The sequence below is a fragment of the Pseudomonas sp. HC1(2025) genome (assembly GCF_058742075.1).
The window spans coordinates 702111-720578 of the sequence record NZ_CP196017.1; the positions used below are offsets into that span (position 1 = coordinate 702111).

Consider the following 18468-nt stretch of genomic DNA (forward strand, 5'->3'; position numbering starts at 1 on the left):
CCAAACCGCCCTCCGTCGGTCAATTTGATCACTGCCACAACCGCTTCACTGGCACTGATATATAGTTCACCCCTCAGACACCCCGACAACGAGTGCCCCATGCTTAACAAAGGATTGTTCCTGGCCTGTGCGCTGGCCCTGCTGAGCGCCTGCGATTCTTCCGACAAACCCGCAGCCCCCGCGGCCTCTGCGCCAGCGGTGACGGCCCCAGCCAAGGCCGCGGTGGATGTGGCGACGCTCAAGCAGCGTTATGCCGGCCGAGAGTTAAGCGTGGTGGACGTTTCTGAGGTGCAACTGGATGGCGCCAGCACCTTGTCGGTGAGTTTTTCGATCCCGCTGGACCCGGACCAGAAGTTCGCCGACAAGCTGCACCTGGTGGACAGCAAATCCGGCAAGGTCGATGGAGCCTGGGAGCTTTCCGACAACCTGATGGAACTGCGCTTGCGCCACCTGGAGCCCCAGCGCAAGTTGGTGCTGACCGTGGACGCCGGCCTGCGCGGGGTCAATGACGCCAAGCTCGCCGCCGAGTACGTCAGCCGCCTGGAAACCCGCGACCTGCAAGCCACCGTCGGCTTCGCCAGCCGTGGCACCCTGTTGCCCACCCGCCTGGCCGAAGGTTTGCCGGTGATCGCGCTGAATGTCGACAAGATCGACGTCGAGTTCTTCCGTATCAAGCCCGAATCGCTGCCGGCGTTTCTCGCCCAGTGGGGCCGTAATACCAGCCTGCAAAGCTATGAGTCGCGCGAACTGCTGCCCATGGCCGACTTGGTGTACGGCGGCCGCTTCGACCTCAATCCTGCGCGCAACACCCGCGAAACCCTGCTGCTACCCATCGCCGGCCTCAAGCAACTGCAACAGCCGGGCGTGTACCTGGCGGTGATGCGCGCCTCGGGCACCTACAACTATTCGCAGCCGGCCACGCTGTTCACCCTCAGTGATATCGGCCTGTCGGTGCACCGTTACGCCAACCGCCTGGATGTGTTTACCCAGGCGCTGGAAGGCGGCAAGGCGCTGGACGGTGTCGAGCTGGAAATCCTCGATGCCGAAGGCCGCGTGCTGGGCCAGGGCAAGACCGAGAAGGGCGGCCACGCCGAACTGCCGCTGCCGAAAAAGGCCCAGGTATTGCTGGCCAAACAGGGCGAGCAAACCAGCCTGTTGCGCCTCGACAGCGCGGCGCTGGACCTGGCCGAGTTCGATATCGGCGGCCAGCCTGCGCACCCGCTGCAATTCTTCGTGTTCGGCCCGCGCGACCTGTACCGCCCTGGCGAAACCGTGCTGCTCAACGCCCTGCTGCGCGACAAGGACGGCAATGCCGTCAAGCCGCAGCCCGTGAGTGTCGAAGTGCGCCGCCCGGATGAACAGGTCAGCCGCAAATTCGTATGGGACGCCGATGCCTCTGGCCTCTATCAATACCCGTTGCAGTTGGCCGGCGAAGCGCCGACCGGGCGCTGGCAACTGGTGTTCGACCTGGGTGACGGCAAGCCGCAGCTGTATGAATTCCTCGTCGAGGACTTCCTGCCCGAGCGCCTGGCCCTGGAACTCAAGGGCAGCGACACGCCGTTGAGCCCGGCGGACAACGCCGTTATCCAGGTCAATGGCCGCTACCTCTACGGCGCCCCGGCGGCGGGCAATCGCCTGAGCGGGCAAGTGTATGTGCGCCCGCTGCGCGAGGCGGTCAAAGCCCTGCCGGGCTACGAGTTTGGCTCGGTAACGGAAGAAGAGCTGAGCCAGGATTTTGAACTGGACGAAAGCGTGCTCGACGCCCAGGGCCAGGAAAAACTGACCCTGGAAAGCAAGTGGAGCGAGGCCAAGTCGCCGCTGCAACTGATCGTGCAGGCCAGCCTGCAAGAATCGGGCGGGCGCCCGATCACCCGGCGCCTGGTGCAGCCGGTATGGCCGGCCGAGCAATTGCCGGGCCTGCGCGGCTTGTTCGATGGCAAGGAAACCGATGGCGATGGTCCGGCGGAATTCGAAGTGCTGCTGGCCAACCAGGACGGCCAGAAACTTGCCGTCGACAACCTCAAGGTCCGCCTGATCCGCGAGCGCCGCGACTACTACTGGAACTACTCGGACAACGACGGCTGGAGCTATCACTACAACGAGAAATTCCTCAACCTCGATGAGCAGACCGTCAACATCAAGGCCGGCGACACCGCCAAGGTCAGCTTCCAGGTGGAGTGGGGCCCGTACCGCGTCGAGGTCGAGGACCCGCAGACCGGGCTGATCAGCAGCAAGCGTTTCTGGGCCGGTTACCAGGCCCAGGACAACACCGAAGGCGGCGCCGTGCGCCCGGACCAGGTCAAGCTGGCGCTGGACAAACCGGCGTATGGCGATGGCGATACGGCCAACGTCACCGTCACCCCGCCGGCAGCCGGCAAGGGCTACCTGTTGGTCGAGTCCAGCGAAGGCCCGTTGTGGTGGCAGGAAATCGAGGTGCCGGCCGAAGGCAAGAGCTTTGCGGTGAAGCTCGACCCGAAATGGTCGCGCCATGATTTGTATGTGAGTGCGCTGGTGATCCGTCCCGGCGAGCGCAAAGCCAACATCACCCCCAAACGCGCCGTGGGCTTGCTGCACCTGCCGTTGGACCGTACCCAGCGCAAACTGGGCTTGACCCTGACCGCACCGGAAAAAATGCGCCCCAAACAGCCACTGACGGTCAAGGTCGCGGCAAAAAATGCCGATGGCAGCGTGCCGAAACAGGTGCATGTGCTGGTGGCGGCGGTGGACGTGGGCATCCTCAATATCACCGAATACCCGACCCCGGATCCGTACTCCAGCCTGTTCGGCCGCAAGGCGTATGGCGTGGACCAGTTCGATATCTATGGGCAGTTGATCGAAGCCGGCCAGGGCCGCCTGGCCAGCCTGGCCTTTGGCGGTGACGCGGCGCTGGCCAAGGGCGGCAAGCGCCCGGACACCAGCGTCACCATCGTCGCCCTGCAAAGCGCGCCGGTGACCTTGAACGAGAAAGGCGAAGGCGAAGTCAGCGTCAATATCCCCGACTTCAACGGCGAGCTGCGCCTGATGGCTCAGGCCTGGAGCGATGACCGCTACGGCATGGCCGAAGCCAAGACCGTGATTGCCGCGCCGTTGATTGCCGAGCTGTCGGCCCCGCGCTTCCTCGCGGGCGGCGACCAGACGCGCCTGGCGCTGGACCTGTCCAACCTGTCGGGCAAGGCGCAGAAGCTCGATGTGCAACTGACCGCCGAAGGGCAACTGACCCTGCTGGGCGAACCATCGCAAAGCGTGCAACTGACCCAGGGCCAGCGCACCACCTTGCAGATTCCGGTGCGCGCACTGGGCGGTTTTGGCCAGGGCAAGATCAAGGTCACGGTCAATGGCCTGGACCTGCCGGGCGAGAACCTGCCGGCGTTTACCCGCGAATGGACATTGGGCGTGCGCCCGGCTTATCCGGCGCTGCTCAAGCAATACCGCGCAGTGCTCAAGGACGAAGCCTGGAGCCTGCCGGACAGCGAACTGGCCCTGTTTGAACCGGCCGGGCGTGAGGCGCTGTTGAGCCTGTCGAGCCGCCCGCCGTTGAACCTGGGCGAGCAGATTCGTGCGCTCAAGGCCTACCCGTATGGTTGCCTGGAGCAAACCGCCAGCGGCCTGTACCCGTCGTTGTATGCCGATGCCGCCGTGCTGACGCGCCTGGGGTTGACCGGCGAGCCGGATGCCGAGCGCAAGCGCAAGATCGAACTGGGCATAGAGCGCCTGCTGGGCATGCAGCGCTACAACGGCAGCTTTGGTTTGTGGGGCGCCGATGGCGAGGAAGAATACTGGCTGACGGCGTACGTCACCGACTTCCTGCTGCGCGCCCGCGACCAGGGTTTTGCCGTACCGCCCGAGGCGCTGAAAAAGGCCAGCGAACGCCTGCTGCGCTATGTGCAGGAACGCAATCTGATTGAAGTCGACTACAGCGACAACGCCGACCACACGCGTTTTGCCGTACAAGCCTATGCCGGGCTGGTGCTGGCGCGTAGTCAGCAGGCGCCGCTGGGGGCATTGCGCAGCTTGTTCGAACGTCGCAGCGATGCTCGCTCCGGCCTGCCTTTGGTGCAGTTGGCGATTGCCCTGCAGAAGATGGGTGACCAACCGCGTGCCGACCAGGCCTTGCTGGCCGGTTTGGCGGTCAAGCGCAAAGCCAATGAATGGCTGGCCGATTACGGCAGCCCGCTGCGTGATCAGGCGATGATCCTGGCCCTGCTGGAAGAAAACGACCTGGCCAAGGGCAAGCGTGAAGAGCGCCTGTTCGAGCTGTCGGACCAGATGGCGGCCAGCCCGTGGCTGTCGACCCAGGAGCGCAACTCGCTGTTCCTGGCCGGGCGTGGCTTGCTGGGCAAACCGGAAACCAACTGGACGGCGCAGTTGAGCAGCGGCGGCGAAACCCGCGAGCTGAACAACAGCCAGTCCGGCCTGAAGCTGGAAGGGCCGTTGCTGGCCTCACCACTGACCCTGCACAACCCGGGCAGCGAGCCGATTTACCAGCAACTGAGCATCTCCGGTTATCCACAGCACGCGCCGGCAGCGGGTGGCGAAAACCTGAGTATTCGCCGCGAGTACCTGGGGATGAATGGCCAGCCGCTGAACCTGCAAAACCTGCGCAGCGGCGACCTGGTGTTGGTGCACATTGCGGTCAGCGCCAACAAACAGCGGGTGCCGGATGCACTGGTAGTTGACCTGTTGCCGGCTGGCCTGGAGCTGGAGAACCAGAACCTGGGGCAAAGCGCCGCCAGCCTGGAAAACGCCAGCAGCCAGGTCAAGGAGTGGCGCGAGTCGATGCAGAATGCGTCGATCAAGCATCAGGAATATCGCGATGATCGCTACGTGGCCGCGCTGAACCTGGACGGCTATGGCACCACGCACCTGCTGTACCTGGCCCGTGCGGTCACGCCTGGGACTTATCGCGTACCGCCGCCGCAAGTGGAGTCGATGTACCGGCCGAACTGGCAGGCAGTGGGGGAAACCCCGGCCGATATGGTGATCAAGGGCCGTTAAGCCCAACCCCTATAGGAACTGGCGGTAGCTTTATGTGGGAGCGGGCTTGCCCGCGATAGCGATCTTTCAGCCCATACATTCGGTGGCTGATACACCGTTATCACGAGCAAGTCGCACCGCTGCTCCCACACAAGCCCGCTCCCACAGGGTCTGTATTTAATGCACAACCCAACTGAGCAGCCACAACCCCAGCATCAACCAGATAATCCCCATAATGATCGAGGCCCGCATAAATGCCCGGACTGCCGAGTACAGCAGCATCAGGCCGATGATCAGGGTGATGATGCTGATGATCGAGGTGTCCATGCCAAGGGTGCGCGACAGGCCATCGATAAAGTTGCCACCGGCATTGGTCAGGGCGCCGAACAGGCCACTGAGCCCGTCGACGATAAAGCGGATGACCGAACCGAGCGCCTGGCCCAGCCATTCGAAAAAGCTTTCTACCTGCATATGAGTTTCCTGATGAAAGGGTGGGCGTATCTGCCGGACCTGAGCCTTTGGTCGCCAATCCCTTGGGCGAGTTCCCTAGAAGCATAGAGGTTTGCCCGTTTGAATTTGCGAATAGTTGCACGCGCTACCCTGGGTAGCCTGCTGGTGGTAATAGCCCTGCTGTGGCTGGCCGACCGCCTCTGGCCCCTGCCGCTGCCCAAGGATGACCTGGCCCGCGTGGTGCTGGCCGAAGATGGCACGCCGTTGTGGCGGTTTGCCGATGCCAACGGCGTGTGGCGTTACCCGGTGGCCACCGATGAGGTCTCGCCGTATTACCTCGATGCGCTGCTGACCTACGAAGACCGTTGGTTCTACCAGCACCCCGGCGTCAACCCGCTGGCCCTGGTGCGGGCGACCTGGCAGAACCTCAGCGGTGCACGGGTGGTATCTGGCGGCAGCACCTTGTCGATGCAGGTGGCGCGCCTGCTTGATCCCCATTCGCGCACCCTGCCGGGCAAGTTGCGCCAGCTGTGGCGTACGGCGCAGTTGGAGTGGCATCTGTCCAAGGACCAGATCCTCAACCTGTACCTCAATCGCGCGCCATTTGGCGGCACCTTGCAGGGCGTGGCGGCAGCCAGTTGGGCGTATCTGGGCAAGTCGCCGCAACAGCTGACCCACGCTGAAGCGGCGCTGCTTGCGGTTTTGCCCCAGGCACCGAGCCGTCTGCGCCCGGACCGCCACCCGCAGCGCGCCCAGGAGGCCCGGGACAAAGTGCTGCGGCGCCTGGCCGAGTTTCAGGTATGGCCGCAACCTGCGGTCGACGAAGCCCTGGAAGAACCCCTGTTGCTGGCGCCGCGCCTGGAACCCAGCCTGGCGCCGCTGCTGGCGCGCCGCTTGAACCGTCCCGACAGCCCGCCGCTGATTCGCACCACTCTCGACGCGACCCTGCAACGGCGTCTCGAAGACCTGCTGCTGGGTTGGCGCGCGCGGCTGCCGGAGCACACCTCGGCCGCGATCCTGGTGGTCGAAGAAGAAAGCATGGCGGTGCGCGCCTACCTGGGCTCGGTGGATATCAACGACGCGCGGCGTTTTGGCCATGTGGATATGATCAGCGCCCTGCGCTCGCCGGGCTCGACCCTCAAGCCCTTCCTGTATGGCATGGCTTTGGACGCGGGGCTGATTCACTCCGAATCGCTGTTGCAGGATGTGCCACGACGCTACGGCGATTACCGGCCGGGCAACTTCTCCATGGGCTTTACCGGCGCGGTACCGGCCAGCACGGCGCTGTCCAGTTCGCTGAACCTGCCGGCGGTGCAACTATTGGAAGCCTACGGGCCCAAGCGCTTTGCCGGCGAAATGCGCATCGGCGGCATGCCCCTGGCGCTGCCGGCGCTGGCCGAGCCGAACCTGGCATTGATCCTGGGCGGCGCTGGCAGCCGCCTGGAGGACCTGGTCGGCGGCTACAGCGCGTTGGCCCGCGACGGCAAGAGCGCGGCCATCCGTTTGCAGCCTGATGATGTGCTCAAGGAGCGCCCGTTGTTGTCGCCGGGTGCGGCGTGGATCGTGCGGCGCATCCTCAGTGGCCAGGCGCGGCCGGACCGTGATCCCCGGGCCGAGTTGGTACAGCGCCCGGTGTTGGCCTGGAAGACCGGCACCAGCTACGGTTTTCGCGATGCCTGGGCCATTGGCGTCGGGCCGCGCTACTTGATTGGTGTGTGGATCGGCCGCCCGGACGGCACCCCGGTGCCCGGCCAGTTCGGCCTGGCCTCGGCGGCGCCGTTGATGCTGCAAGTGCACGATGTGTTGACCAACCGCGACAGCCAGCGCGGCATTACTGCGCCCGTTAAGGCGGTGCCGATGAATGTCGGCGTGGCGGCGATCTGTTGGCCCCTGGGCCAGCCCATGAGCCGCAGCGATCCCAATTGCCGGCGCCAGCGGTTTGCCTGGACGCTGGACAACACCACGCCGCCGACCTTGCAGGCCCTGGACCAACCTTTGGGTGTCGGCTTGATGGAGACCGTGTGGGTCAATGCCAAGGGCCTGCGCGTTGCGGCCAGTTGCCCGGGCGCGGTCTCGCGGGACATAGCCCTGTGGCCCGCCCCGCTGGAGCCATGGTTGCCGCGGATCGAGCGGCGTGACGCGCGCATTCCCGCGCCAGACCCGGATTGCCCGCCCCCGGCCCTGGCGGCGGCGTCGCCGTTGTCGGTGGTGGGTGTACGTGAGGGGGACCAGTTGCGGTTACCGGCGGGTAGCCAGCAGCAGTTGCGCTTGAAGCTATCGGCGTTGGGCGGCAGTGGGCGGCGCTGGTGGTTCCTCAATGGTGCACCGCTGGGGGACAGCGCCAGTCAGGACAGTATCAATGCCAGCCTGGAGCAGTTGGGGCGCTATCAACTGAGTGTGCTCGATGAGGCGGGGCAGACGGCCAGGGTTGAGTTCAGCGTGGTGGATTAGGTCGCCATCGCAGGCAAGCCAGCTCCCCCATGTTGATTTGTAAACACCGCCAAATATGGGAGCGGGCTTGCCTGCGATAGCGCCCTGACAAGCGCCGCAAATTTATTTGCCATCCCCGCCTTTGAGCCCGAAGCTATACCCCTTCAGGAGCGCCCCATGAATCTCGAACACCTTACCGAACGCATGCATCGCATCCGCGATAACAACGACTGGAAACAATTCCACAGCCCGAAAAACCTGGCCATGGCCGCCAGCGTCGAGATGGCCGAGCTGGTGGAAATCTTCCAGTGGCTGAGCGAAGACCAGTCCCGCCAGTTGCCCGCCGACAAACTTGCCCACGCCGGGCAGGAAGTGGGGGACATCGTGCTCTATCTGCTGCTGTTGTGCGGCGAACTGGGCCTGGACATGAACCAGGTGGTCAGCGCCAAGCTGGCCGACAACGAACGGCGGTTTACCCATGAGTGATCGCCATTTCGACCAGTTGGCCACGCGCTTTGCCGAGAAGATCTACGGCGGTGCCAAGGGTGCGATTCGCCTGGCGGTGTTGCAGGCCGACTTGGCCGAGGCCCTGCCGGACCGGCCTCTGCGCGTGCTGGATATCGGCGCAGGCCTGGGCCATATGTCGTTGTGGCTGGCCGAACGCGGGCATCAGGTGACCTTGGCCGAGCCTGCCGAACCGATGCTCGAAGGTGCCCGCCAGCGGTTCGCCGAGGCGGGGCAGAGCGCAACGTTCATCCAGGCGCCGTGGCAGGACCTGCTGGGTCAACTGACCGAGCCCTACGACCTGGTGCTGTGCCACGCCGTGCTGGAATGGCTGGCCGAACCCCATGGGATCCTGCCGGTGCTGCACCAGTTGACGGCGCCGGGCGGCTGGTTGTCCCTGGCCTTCTATAACCGTGATGCGCTGATTTACCGCAACTTGCTCAAGGGGCACTTTCGCAAGATGCGCAAAAATGACATGGCTGGCGAAAAACAGAGCCTGACCCCGCAACAGCCCCTGGACCCGCGTGAACTGGCGGCGCAACTTGAAGGCCTGTGGCAGGTCGAAAGCCAGAGCGGGGTGCGGGTCTTCCACGACTATATGCCGGTGGAGTTCCAGGCCCGCGCCGACTTGCAGGACTTGTTGGAGATGGAGCTCGCTCACCGTCGTCACCCAAGCTTTGCCGGACTTGGGCGTTATTTGCACTGGATCTGCCGTCCGGTTTAAGCGGCCCAGTCTGCGGAGATCGAAATGAAGCGCTGTGCAATGATCCTGCTGTGCCTGGGGCTGGGTGCCTGCTCCAGCAACAATCCGTATGTCGCGGCCTCCAAGCCCATGCCACCGGCGCCTGCCCAGGCGGCCAACACCTTTGATGCCAGCGCCTACCCGGCGCCGGTGCGTGACTACGGCGCCTATCGCAACTGGGCCTGGCGCAACGGCCAATTGCCGGCGGGCTCGGCCTGGGCAGATCCTGCACAGATCGCCGAAGCCGTCAGCGGCGCCCTCGACCAGCGCGGCCTGCGCCCGGTACATGACCAGCGCGCGCCGGACTTGCTGGTCAGCGCCGATGTGCATCTGGAAAAACGCCTGCGCCAGGTGCAGGACGATTATGGCTACGGCTACGGTGGCTACAACCGCTATGGCAACGGCTATGGCATGTACAACTCGGTGCCGATCGTGCGCACCTATGAAGTGCAAGTGGTGGTGGTGCGCGTCAACCTGTTCGACGCCCGCACGGGCCAGCCGGTATGGAGCGCCAGCGCCGAAACGGGCAGCCAGGGCAGCCTGAGTGAACGCGGCGATGCGTTGCGCCAGGCTGTGCAGAAGGCCATGACGGCGTATCCTCCGAGTTAACAGCTATTCTCATCTCAGGTTCGGTTTGCCCTTTGGAGAACTACCATGTTGCGTCGTATCGCTTTGCTCGCTTTTGCCGTGCTTTTGGGCGGATGCCAGACCAGCCAGGTCAACCACGATTTTGACGCCAGTCGCGACTTTGCCGCCTACCGCAGTTGGGCCTGGAAAGACCCAGCGTTGCAGTACCGCCCCGATGATCCACGGATCAAGAGCGACCTCACCGAACAGCGCATCCGCCAGGCGGTGGCCGACCAACTCGACCAGCGCGGCTTGCGCCCGGCGGCCCCGGGGGCCAAGGCTGATGTGAACGTGCAGGCCTACCTGATCGTCGAGGATCGCCAGCAGCAAGTCACCACCAACTACGGTGGCGCCTGGGGCGGCCCGTGGAATGGCTATTGGGGCGCGCCGATGTACAACGAAACCCGCAACGTCACCTACAAGGTCGCCACCCTCCAGATCGACCTGCTCGACGGCAAGGACGGCAAGTTGGTATGGCGCGGCAGTGACGAACAGATGATGAGCAGCTCGCCCAACCCCCAGGACCGCAATGCGGCGATCCGGGCGACGGTGACCAAAGTGCTGTCCAACTACCCGCCTCGCTAAGTCGTACTCGGTCCGTGTAGGGCCGCTGCATCACGGCGATGCGGGCGCTGCGGTTTAACAGGTACACCGAGGCGATCCCATCGCAGCCTCGCCGAGGCTCGACAGCTCCCACATTCGATCTGTGTTGCCAAGACAAATTTGCAGGTGTCGCGGCTCCCCTGTGGGAGCTGTCGAGCCCCGGCGAGGCTGCGATGGGATCGACTCCGTACAACTCGATACACCGAGGTGCCGGCATCACTGCCATGCAGCGGCCGGACTAGCCAGCGTCGAGCGGTGTTTCTTTCCGTCAGTCGCCAAAGTGGCGACTTGCCAGCGTACCTTGCAAGCCTTGTCTACACTGCTGTTGACTACAGGAGAGTAAGCGCTCGGCAGTTCGCCGGCAAAGGAGTGCTCGATGTCTCCCCGACTTCGTTCTGGCCAACGTGGCGCAATCGGTCTGGTATTCGCCGGCACCCTGGCATTGGCTCTGGTATTTCTGTTGCTGGTGGTCGATAGCGGCCGCCTGTACCTGGAAAAACGCAAGCTGCAAGCCATCGCCGACACCGCCGCCCTGGAAGCCGCCAACCGTGGCGGGCAGTGCTCCGCCAGCACCACCGCCGTCGATTACGCCAAGCAGAATGCCACCCGCAATGGTTTCACCGTTGTCGCCAACGACACCAGCCGCGCCCTGGCGGTGACGTGTGGGACGTTGTTGACCAATGGCCTCAACACCCGTGTATTTACGGCGGATGCCACCAAGAATGAGGCCATCCGCGTAGTCGCGAGCCGCACCGTCACCACGGGTATCGCCAACGGGGTGTGGAAGTTGTTCAGCGGGACGTACAACGCAAGTACTACGTTGACTGCGACAGCAGTGGCGGCACTGGCGCCACCGGTGGCGCAGTTGACGATTCGCAGCTCGTTGCTGACGATCAATTCGGCTCAATCAGACATCTTGAACAAAACCATCGGTGGCTTGCTCGGCGGTAGCCTTTCCCTGACCGCCGTGGGTTGGCAGGGCTTGATCAATACCAATGTGAACCTGCTCAGTTACTTGGACCAACTGGCTATTCAAGCGAATGTGGCGGCGGGTGACTATACGACGCTGCTCAACACTGCCGTGTCGGCGACGCAACTGATCGACGCGGCGGTCAAGGTTTTGCAAGCCAATGGCTCGGCGGTAGCTGCGACCATCACCAACGTGCTTGCCATCGAGGCGATTGCGCCGAACACCAAAGTGCTCAAGCTGGGCGATCTGTTAGATGTCGCCACCGGCACGCCCACCGCAGCCTTGAACACGGATGTGCAGTTGTTCCAATTGCTACAGGGCGTGGTCCAGCTTTCCAATGGTAATAGCCTGGTGAGGGCCGATTTTCAGTTAAGCGTGCCACTGATCGCCACCTTCTCAGTCAAAACCAAAGTGATGGAGCCGCCACAGCTTTCCGCCATCGGCAACCCGGCCCTGGCCAAGGCAGGCTTGGCCACGGGAACCAATCAGATTTCTGTGCGGACTGCGCAAGTGCGCACGTTGATCTCGGTGGATGCGCCGATACTGAAGACGGTTTCTTCAGTGCTGTCGGGGCTGTCAGCCTTGACCGACCCGGTGACCAAAGTGGTGAAGGGCCTTTTGAACCTGGATCTGGCCGCTATCGTAAACGCTCTTTTATGTACGTTGTCTTGCGAGCGCACGGATGTAGATATTGCCAGCAAGCTGGATATCTACATCGAAGCCGCCAGCGGCGAAAGCCATGTCACCGACTTCACCTGTGCAACGTCCGCCAGCAAGACGCTGACCGCCTTGGCCACGAGTTCCATGGCCACTCTGGCCGTCGGCAACATTGACCCGGCCAAGGCGTTTTCTTCGTCGACACCGGTCGATGTCCAGCCGATCCGCCTGATCGATATCGGGACCCAGCACTGCACCTTGCTGGGGGGCTGCGACCCACGCAAAGCCAACGTCGGCGGCGGTTTTTTGTTAAAGGCACAATCAACTGTGGGGCAGAGAACAGAAAGCCTGTTTTATTCACCGGTGGCAGAAATGAATACTCTGCCGACCTATAAAAGTATTTCCAGCATCAACATCATCAATAGCCTGGGCGCCACACTGAGTGGCCTTCAGGTGACCTATGCACCGCCACCCGCCCCGGCTGTGCCAAATGGTGCACTGGCAGGTGTGGCGACACTCCTGACAACAATCACCACGACACTGGTCGGGCTCGTCCAAGGGCTTTTGTCGCCGCTGCTGGACCCTATCGTCAATACGCTACTGAGCGCTCTGGGCATCAACCTTGGCAATGCCGAAGTCGGCGCCAACCTCACCTGCCACATGGGCCGCGCCTACCTTGTGATCTAACCCCCACCCACCACCGGCAACTCCACACAAAACCGCGCCCCCTGTTCACTGTTGGCGACGCTCAGGCGTCCGCCCATGTTTTCCACAATGCCGTAGCTTACCGACAACCCCAGTCCGGTGCCGACGCCAATCGGTTTGGTGGTAAAGAACGGCTCGAAAATCCGCTCCAGCAACCGCGCATCGATGCCGCCGCCGTTGTCTTCGACCCAGATGCGCACATGGCGGCTGTCGTGTTCGCTGTACAGGGCGATCCAGGGGTGGAAGTCGTGGTTTTTTTCGTGGCGTGCCATCAGTGCATCGCGGGCGTTGACCACCAGGTTGATCAGTACCTGTTCCAGTTGGTCGACATGGCCGTTGACCTGTACGCCCAAGTCCATCGGCGTGATGCGCAGGTCCACGCCTTTGCCGCGCAGGCCTTCTCCCAGCAGTGACTGGGTGCCTTCCACCGCCTGGGCCGGGTCGAAGGGTTGTTGCTCGACCTCCGAACGGCGGCCGAACACGCGCATGTGGTCCACCACCCGGGCGGCGCGTTGGACCTGGGCGTCGATGCGCTGGAGTTTTTCCGTGAGGTAGTCGATCTGCACGTCGCCGTTGCCCAGGCGCTTGAGCACATTGACGATGGCCATGCGCATCACATTCAGCGGCTGGTTGATCTCATGGGCCAGGCCGGTAGCCATTTCGCCGAGGGTGGCCATTTTTGCGCTTTGGGTCAGTTGCTGCTGGGAGCGACGCACTTCGGTGTTGTCGCGGCCCACGGCCTGGACTTCCTGCAACTGGCCGTGTTCGTCGAATACGCCACGGTCCGACCAGACCCACCACGCATGTTCGCGCCCCGGCAGTTGCAGGCTGATTTCAGCCGTACTGACGGGGAATTCCGGGCTCAACTGGCCGATGCGTTTTACAAAGGCGTTGCGCTGTTCTTCAGATAACCAGTGGCCCAGGTTGATCCCCGGCAACTGGGCCGGCGTGCATTCCAGGTAGTTGGCCAGGGGCGTGTTGCCGAAGGTCAGGGTCAGGTCCGGGCGGTAGCGGCAGATCATCGCCGGTGAGTCTTCGACGAGGATGCGATAGCGCTCTTCGCTGTCCTTGATCTGTTGCGCCGCCAGGGTCGCTTCGGTGACGTCCAGCCACAGGCCGACGGCCTCCACCGGCAAGCCGAGGTCGTCGCGCAGCAGCTTGGCTTCGTCCAGCAGCCAGTGGTAGTTGCCCTGGCGATCGCGCACGCGGTAGCGACTGCGCACGCTGCCTTCGCGCAGCAACTGCCGGGTGCGTTCGAAGTACAGGTCACGGTCTTCGGGGTGTACCCATTCCACGGAGGTGTCGTGGGTGCATTCGGCCAGGGTCCAGCCCAGCAGCGGCAGCAGGCTGTCGCTGAAGAACGCCGGGTGCAGCGCGCCGTTGACGTAGCGCTGCACGTAGATCACCGCCGGGGAGCTGGCGATCAGGTTGTCCAGGCGCGCATGGGCGGCGGCGGCCTGCAATTGTTGGTTCTTGATGTCGCTGATGTCGAGCATGAAGCCGATCCAGCGGCGCTGCTCGCCGGCACCCAGCACCTGGCCCTGGACGCGGTACCAGATGGGGTTCTGCTTGGCGTCGCTGCGCAGCAGGCGCACGCTGGTCAACAAGGGTTTGCCCAGGGTTTGCAGGTCTTGCAGGCGGCTGTTGAGTTCCTGGCGGTCGGCGGGGTGGATCAGTTCCAGCCAGTTGGCCAGTACCTGTTTGGTCGGTGCATCTTCCGGGCTCAGGCTGCGCATCAGCTGTGGGGCCAGCAGGATTTCTTCACCGCTTTCCAGCAATTCCCACCAGCCGGTACCGAGCAGGCCTTGCAAGGCTTCCACCCGTTCCAGTTGTTGGTGATGACGTTGCTCGCGCAGGCGGCTGAGCAAAGGGGCGGCGAGGGCGGCGGCGAGGTTCAGCCAGTCACGTTCGCTGACGTCGGGGTGGCCACTGTAGAACCCGCACAGCAACCAGGCGGCCACCCCCTGGCTATCGCGATAGGGCACCAGCAGGCCCTCGGCGCTGCCAAACACGCTGTACAGGCGCGGGTGTTCGCTGCGGCCCTGGAGGGTTTTCAGGCTCAGCGCGGTGTTGCCGTTGAGGCTGTCCAGGCAGGTACCCAGGCGTTGGCCCGGTTCCCACAACTGTGGCGCGTCGTGGGCGCTGTAGCCGCTGTAGACCAGCCAGTCCTGGTCCTGCTGGTCGAGCAGGACCATCGCCACGCACGGGATATGCCAGCGCTGGGCCAGGTTGCGCAGGTGCTCGCTGAACACTTGCGGCAGGCGTGTCAGGCTGCAGACGCGCAGCTGCTCGCTCATCTGGCTGGCCAATTGGTGGTTCTGTTCGCGCTGCTGGGCCAATTGCCGGCCGTTCAGCAGGTCGCTGATATCCAGCAGGCGCAGGATCCAGCCATCGCCGTCCGGCTCGATCCAGCCACGGGTATGCAGGATGGTATCGGCGGCACCCTGGAAATCCAGGTCCAGGCTGTGCCGCTGCCAGTCGGCGGGCGTGCCTTCGATGCTCAATGCGCCAGGCAGGCACAGCAGGTCGCGCAACAGCGGGTGAGCCGGGGCGCCAAGGTGACGGGCCAACTGTGGGTGCAATGCCCGGCTGATATCCAGCACATGACCTTGCGGGTCCAGGCGCAGGTGCAAGCCTTGCGCCGGTGGGCTGGCGGGCGTCTCCAGGGCCTGGGCGCTGCTGCGGCCCAGCAGCCTGCCGAAGATTTTGTCACCGGAGTTCAAAATTGCAGGCTCGACTGGGCGTGCAACGTGGTCGGCAAGCGGGGCACCGTGCCAATGCCCGGCAGCACGATAAACGGCAGGACGTTCTTCAGGTTGGCCGAGGGGTAGTTGATCTCGACGGTCAACACGCCTGCGGTGTAGGTCGGATTGATATGGGCCGCCTGGAACTGGAACGTCGCGGGGATCCACTGCAATTGGCTTTGCACGGTCTGGGTCGCCCGCAGGATCAGCGCCGCATTGTAGTTGGGGGTGCTGGGGTCCAGTGCCACGCTGCGGCGCACGGCTTCGGCGGTAGCCTGGTTGAACGACTGCAGCAGCAACAGCGGCAGGCTATAGCTGACCATGGCATAGAACACGGCAAAAAAAATCACGAACACTGCCGCAAATTCGATGGCGACGGCGCCTTTTTGCTTTCTAGGGAGGCTGGTTTTCATCACTGCGACTACCCTGACTGCTACTACCTGATATCAGCATAGAATCAATCGGCAAAAAGGGACGGTTTTTACGTGATCCAAGGCCTCGTGGTAGTTGTCTGGTTGGTGTTGTGTGCAATGCAGGATATTCGCCAGCGACAGATCGCCAATCGCCTGACCCTGGGCGTGGCGTTGCTGGCGCTGCTCTATCTGCTGTGGAGCGGTAGCACCTGGCTCGGCACGTCCCGGTCTGAAGGGCTGTGGGCGCTGATCCTGGCGCTGCTGTTGACGCTGCCCGGCTACGCCCTCGGGCGCCTGGGGGCCGCGGATGTGAAGATGCTCGCGGCGTTGGCGCTGGCGTCGAATTCGACCTACCTGTTGTGGTCGCTGATCGGGGCCGGCGCGGCCAATGTCGCCTGGCTGGTCTATGGGCCGCGGCTGTTACCGCTTGCTAGTCAAGGCGTTAGAGCGCGCCTGGGTTACCTGGTGGTGGATCCGTCAAAAAAACTGCCCTTTGCACCGTTTCTTTTAGTGGGTTTTACCTTGGCCTGGCCGTGGCTCCATTAGTCGCGGGCGCTCTATATCGCTATGTACATAGTCGCAAAGTACGTCTACGTTTATTTGTACCGGTAATTAGGAAAGTTCCTCGGAACGGATAGGTCAATCTTTGGCTTGCCAGGCATGGAGTAGCGCGTGAACAAGCTTACATCTGCAGTAAAAGTGCTCGTGGTCGACGATCAACCGCTGATTGTGGAGGAGCTTTGCGAATTTCTTGAAAGCAGCGGTTATCGCTGTGTCCCGTGTGGCTCCAGCCAGCAGGCCGTGCAACGCTTCAGTGAAGACCCGCAGATCGGCCTGGTGCTGTGTGACCTGCATATGCCGGACATGGACGGCATTGAGTTGGTGCAGGCCCTGCAGAAAATTGCCGGCAAGCAGCGTGCCTTCGAAGCCATCATGCTCACTGGCCGGGCGGACAAGCAGGACGTGATCAAGGCCTTGCGCGTGGGCATCTCCGATTACTACCAAAAGCCCATCAACCTCAATGAGTTGCTCGAAGGCTTGCAGCGTCAGGAGGCTGCCCTGGAAGAGCGCCACAAGAATCTGCACCTGGGGAACTTGAACCAGAAGCTGCAATATCTTTCCGAGTCCATCGATGACTTGTACCAGGACCTGGACAAGGTCCGTCGCGGCCCGGCGCCGCAAGCCGAGGGCGAAGGGTCAGGCGAGGAGGCCGAGCGCCTGGAGGTGCCGGCGATCTTCAATCAGTTGTCGCCCCGGCAACTGGACGTCGCGCGGCTGGTGGGCAAGGGCCAGACCAACTACCAGATTGCCTGCGAGCTGGGTATTACCGAGAACACGGTCAAGTTGTACGTGTCCCAGGTGTTGCGCTTGACCCATATGCACAACCGCACCCAACTGGCGTTGGCGCTGTCACCGAGCAACTCGGCATTGCGCCAGCGGGTGACGGCGCACTGAAGCTTTGCGTACAGCCCTGTAGGAGCGGGCAAGCTTAATGCCAGTCAGTTAAGCGCAGATCCCCCTGTGGGAGCGGGCTTGCTCGCGAAGACGTCGGCCCGGCAAACATTGATGTTGACTGACCCACCGCTTTCGCGAGCAAGCCCGCTCCCACATTTCTCCAGTGGCTGTGGTTTATTTGCTACTGCCCGAGCCCCCGCTTGCGTTGTCTTCGTCGAACTTTTCGGGGATCGCGAATTTCTTGCTCTCCAGCAAACGCTGTATCGCCAGTTCACGTTCGGCGGGCGTTGCCCTCTGTACCGTGGGTGAGGCGGCTTGCCCGTCGACTTGCAGCCTCAGCCAGTTCTCCGTTTCCTGCTGGGCCTTGGACGAGGGCCCAGGCTCGATGGCCAGTACCGTCAGGGGCAGGGCCAGCAGCGTCAGGCTGGCGAGGTAGGGGAATTTCATCATCGGCTCCTTCAAGCGCTTACTTGATTAGTGCGGGCGGTGCATCGCTGGCCGCTGCGACCTGGTCCTTGGCCTTGGCAGCCGGCGTGCCGGCGGCCTTGAGTTTCTCGGCCCGGGCCTGGGCCTCGGTGACCTGCTCGGGGCTTAGGCCCACTTGGCTGGCCAGTTGTGCGGCCTGGCCCCAGTTGTCCTGGTAGATCAGCAGGGTCACCAGGTTGACCGCCGCCAGTTGATCGCTTTGCTTGAGCTCCATGGCAGTCATGAACTCAAAGCGCGCCTCTTCCAGGCGCCGTTGGTTGAGGTAGACCACCCCCAGGTCGTTGCGGATTTTTTCATCGGTGGGCGCCAGTTGCGCCGCCCGTTGCATATGGGCCAAGGCTTGGGCGTTGTCGCCCTGGGCCGCCGCCAGTTGACCCAGGCCGTGTTCCCCTTCGGCCGCCATGCAGGTGCCCAGCAGGCTGCGGTACAGCGGTTGCGCTTCACTGCGCCCGAGCAGGCGGTAGACCTTGGCCTTGCGCTGGCGCACTTGCGGCAAAGACTCCGGCAGGCTTTGCAGGTTGGCCAGGCTGGCGTGCATCTTTCCTTCATTGGCCATGTCGTCGGCCAGGTTCAGCGACAGCTCCTGCTCGGCGCTGGGCTTGGCACAACTGCCCGGGGTCATCAGCGCCGACCACGGCGTCTGGCCGTTACTGGCACAGCCGCCGAGCATCAGCAGGCCCAGGCCTGCAATCAGTGCTTTCATCGAGC

14 protein-coding genes are annotated in these 18468 nt (G+C 63.3%); 9 read left to right on the top strand and 5 right to left on the bottom strand.

Features of this window, described 5'->3' with window-relative positions:
* The first annotated feature begins 99 nt into the window (after window positions 1-99).
* Window positions 100-4995 (top strand): alpha-2-macroglobulin family protein, encoded by a 4896-nt coding sequence (locus ACSSVH_RS02960; RefSeq protein WP_492634060.1) that lies wholly within the window; start codon window positions 100-102, stop codon window positions 4993-4995.
* 156 nt (window positions 4996-5151) lie between these two features.
* On the opposite strand, the gene ACSSVH_RS02965 is transcribed toward ACSSVH_RS02960, so the two are convergent.
* Window positions 5152-5445 (bottom strand): hypothetical protein, encoded by a 294-nt coding sequence (locus ACSSVH_RS02965; RefSeq protein WP_057437585.1) that lies wholly within the window; start codon window positions 5443-5445, stop codon window positions 5152-5154.
* Between the two features lie 99 nt (window positions 5446-5544).
* Here ACSSVH_RS02965 and pbpC point away from each other — a divergent pair, with 99 nt between their 5' ends.
* From pbpC to ACSSVH_RS02995, 6 genes are all read left to right on the top strand, one after another.
* Complete coding sequence (pbpC, locus tag ACSSVH_RS02970) at window positions 5545-7875, top strand: peptidoglycan glycosyltransferase PbpC (RefSeq protein ID WP_170042535.1); 2331 nt, start codon at window positions 5545-5547, stop codon at window positions 7873-7875.
* A gap of 156 nt (window positions 7876-8031) precedes the next feature.
* The gene (locus tag ACSSVH_RS02975) at window positions 8032-8340 is read left to right on the top strand and encodes a MazG-like family protein (RefSeq protein WP_133713881.1); all 309 of its coding nucleotides are present in this window, start codon (window positions 8032-8034) and stop codon (window positions 8338-8340) included.
* The gene (locus ACSSVH_RS02980) at window positions 8333-9082 is read left to right on the top strand and encodes a methyltransferase (RefSeq protein WP_170042536.1); all 750 of its coding nucleotides are present in this window, start codon (window positions 8333-8335) and stop codon (window positions 9080-9082) included. The genes ACSSVH_RS02975 and ACSSVH_RS02980 overlap by 8 nt, the downstream gene beginning before the upstream one ends.
* A 24-nt stretch (window positions 9083-9106) precedes the next feature.
* Entirely contained in the window at window positions 9107-9709 is a 603-nt protein-coding gene (locus tag ACSSVH_RS02985) for a DUF4136 domain-containing protein (RefSeq protein ID WP_432754987.1), read from the top strand.
* 45 nt (window positions 9710-9754) lie between these two features.
* Window positions 9755-10312, top strand: a complete 558-nt coding sequence (locus ACSSVH_RS02990) for a DUF4136 domain-containing protein (protein ID WP_170042537.1) — start codon at window positions 9755-9757, stop codon at window positions 10310-10312.
* A 394-nt stretch (window positions 10313-10706) separates the two neighbouring features.
* Entirely contained in the window at window positions 10707-12644 is a 1938-nt protein-coding gene (locus ACSSVH_RS02995) for a pilus assembly protein TadG-related protein (protein WP_492634061.1), read from the top strand.
* On the opposite strand, the gene ACSSVH_RS03000 is transcribed toward ACSSVH_RS02995, so the two are convergent.
* Window positions 12641-15385, bottom strand: coding sequence for a PAS domain-containing sensor histidine kinase (locus tag ACSSVH_RS03000; protein ID WP_432754989.1), 2745 nt, complete (start codon window positions 15383-15385; stop codon window positions 12641-12643). The genes ACSSVH_RS02995 and ACSSVH_RS03000 overlap by 4 nt on opposite strands.
* Window positions 15382-15819, bottom strand: coding sequence for a TadE/TadG family type IV pilus assembly protein (locus ACSSVH_RS03005; RefSeq protein ID WP_169952020.1), 438 nt, complete (start codon window positions 15817-15819; stop codon window positions 15382-15384). The genes ACSSVH_RS03000 and ACSSVH_RS03005 overlap by 4 nt, the downstream gene beginning before the upstream one ends.
* A gap of 72 nt (window positions 15820-15891) precedes the next feature.
* Between ACSSVH_RS03005 and ACSSVH_RS03010 the strand changes: the two genes are divergently transcribed.
* Together ACSSVH_RS03010 and ACSSVH_RS03015 are read left to right on the top strand one after the other, a co-directional pair.
* Complete coding sequence (locus tag ACSSVH_RS03010) at window positions 15892-16365, top strand: prepilin peptidase (protein ID WP_169952018.1); 474 nt, start codon at window positions 15892-15894, stop codon at window positions 16363-16365.
* A gap of 126 nt (window positions 16366-16491) precedes the next feature.
* Complete coding sequence (locus tag ACSSVH_RS03015) at window positions 16492-17274, top strand: response regulator (RefSeq protein ID WP_170042540.1); 783 nt, start codon at window positions 16492-16494, stop codon at window positions 17272-17274.
* Window positions 17275-17448: 174 nt separating this feature from the next.
* Here ACSSVH_RS03015 and ACSSVH_RS03020 read toward each other — a convergent pair whose 3' ends face one another.
* Together ACSSVH_RS03020 and ACSSVH_RS03025 are read right to left on the bottom strand one after the other, a co-directional pair.
* Window positions 17449-17721, bottom strand: coding sequence for a DUF3613 domain-containing protein (locus ACSSVH_RS03020; RefSeq protein WP_169952014.1), 273 nt, complete (start codon window positions 17719-17721; stop codon window positions 17449-17451).
* 19 nt (window positions 17722-17740) lie between these two features.
* On the bottom strand, window positions 17741-18463 hold the full coding sequence (locus ACSSVH_RS03025; RefSeq protein WP_169952012.1) for a tetratricopeptide repeat protein: 723 nt from the start codon (window positions 18461-18463) through the stop codon (window positions 17741-17743).
* Between the last annotated feature and the right edge of the window lie 5 nt (window positions 18464-18468).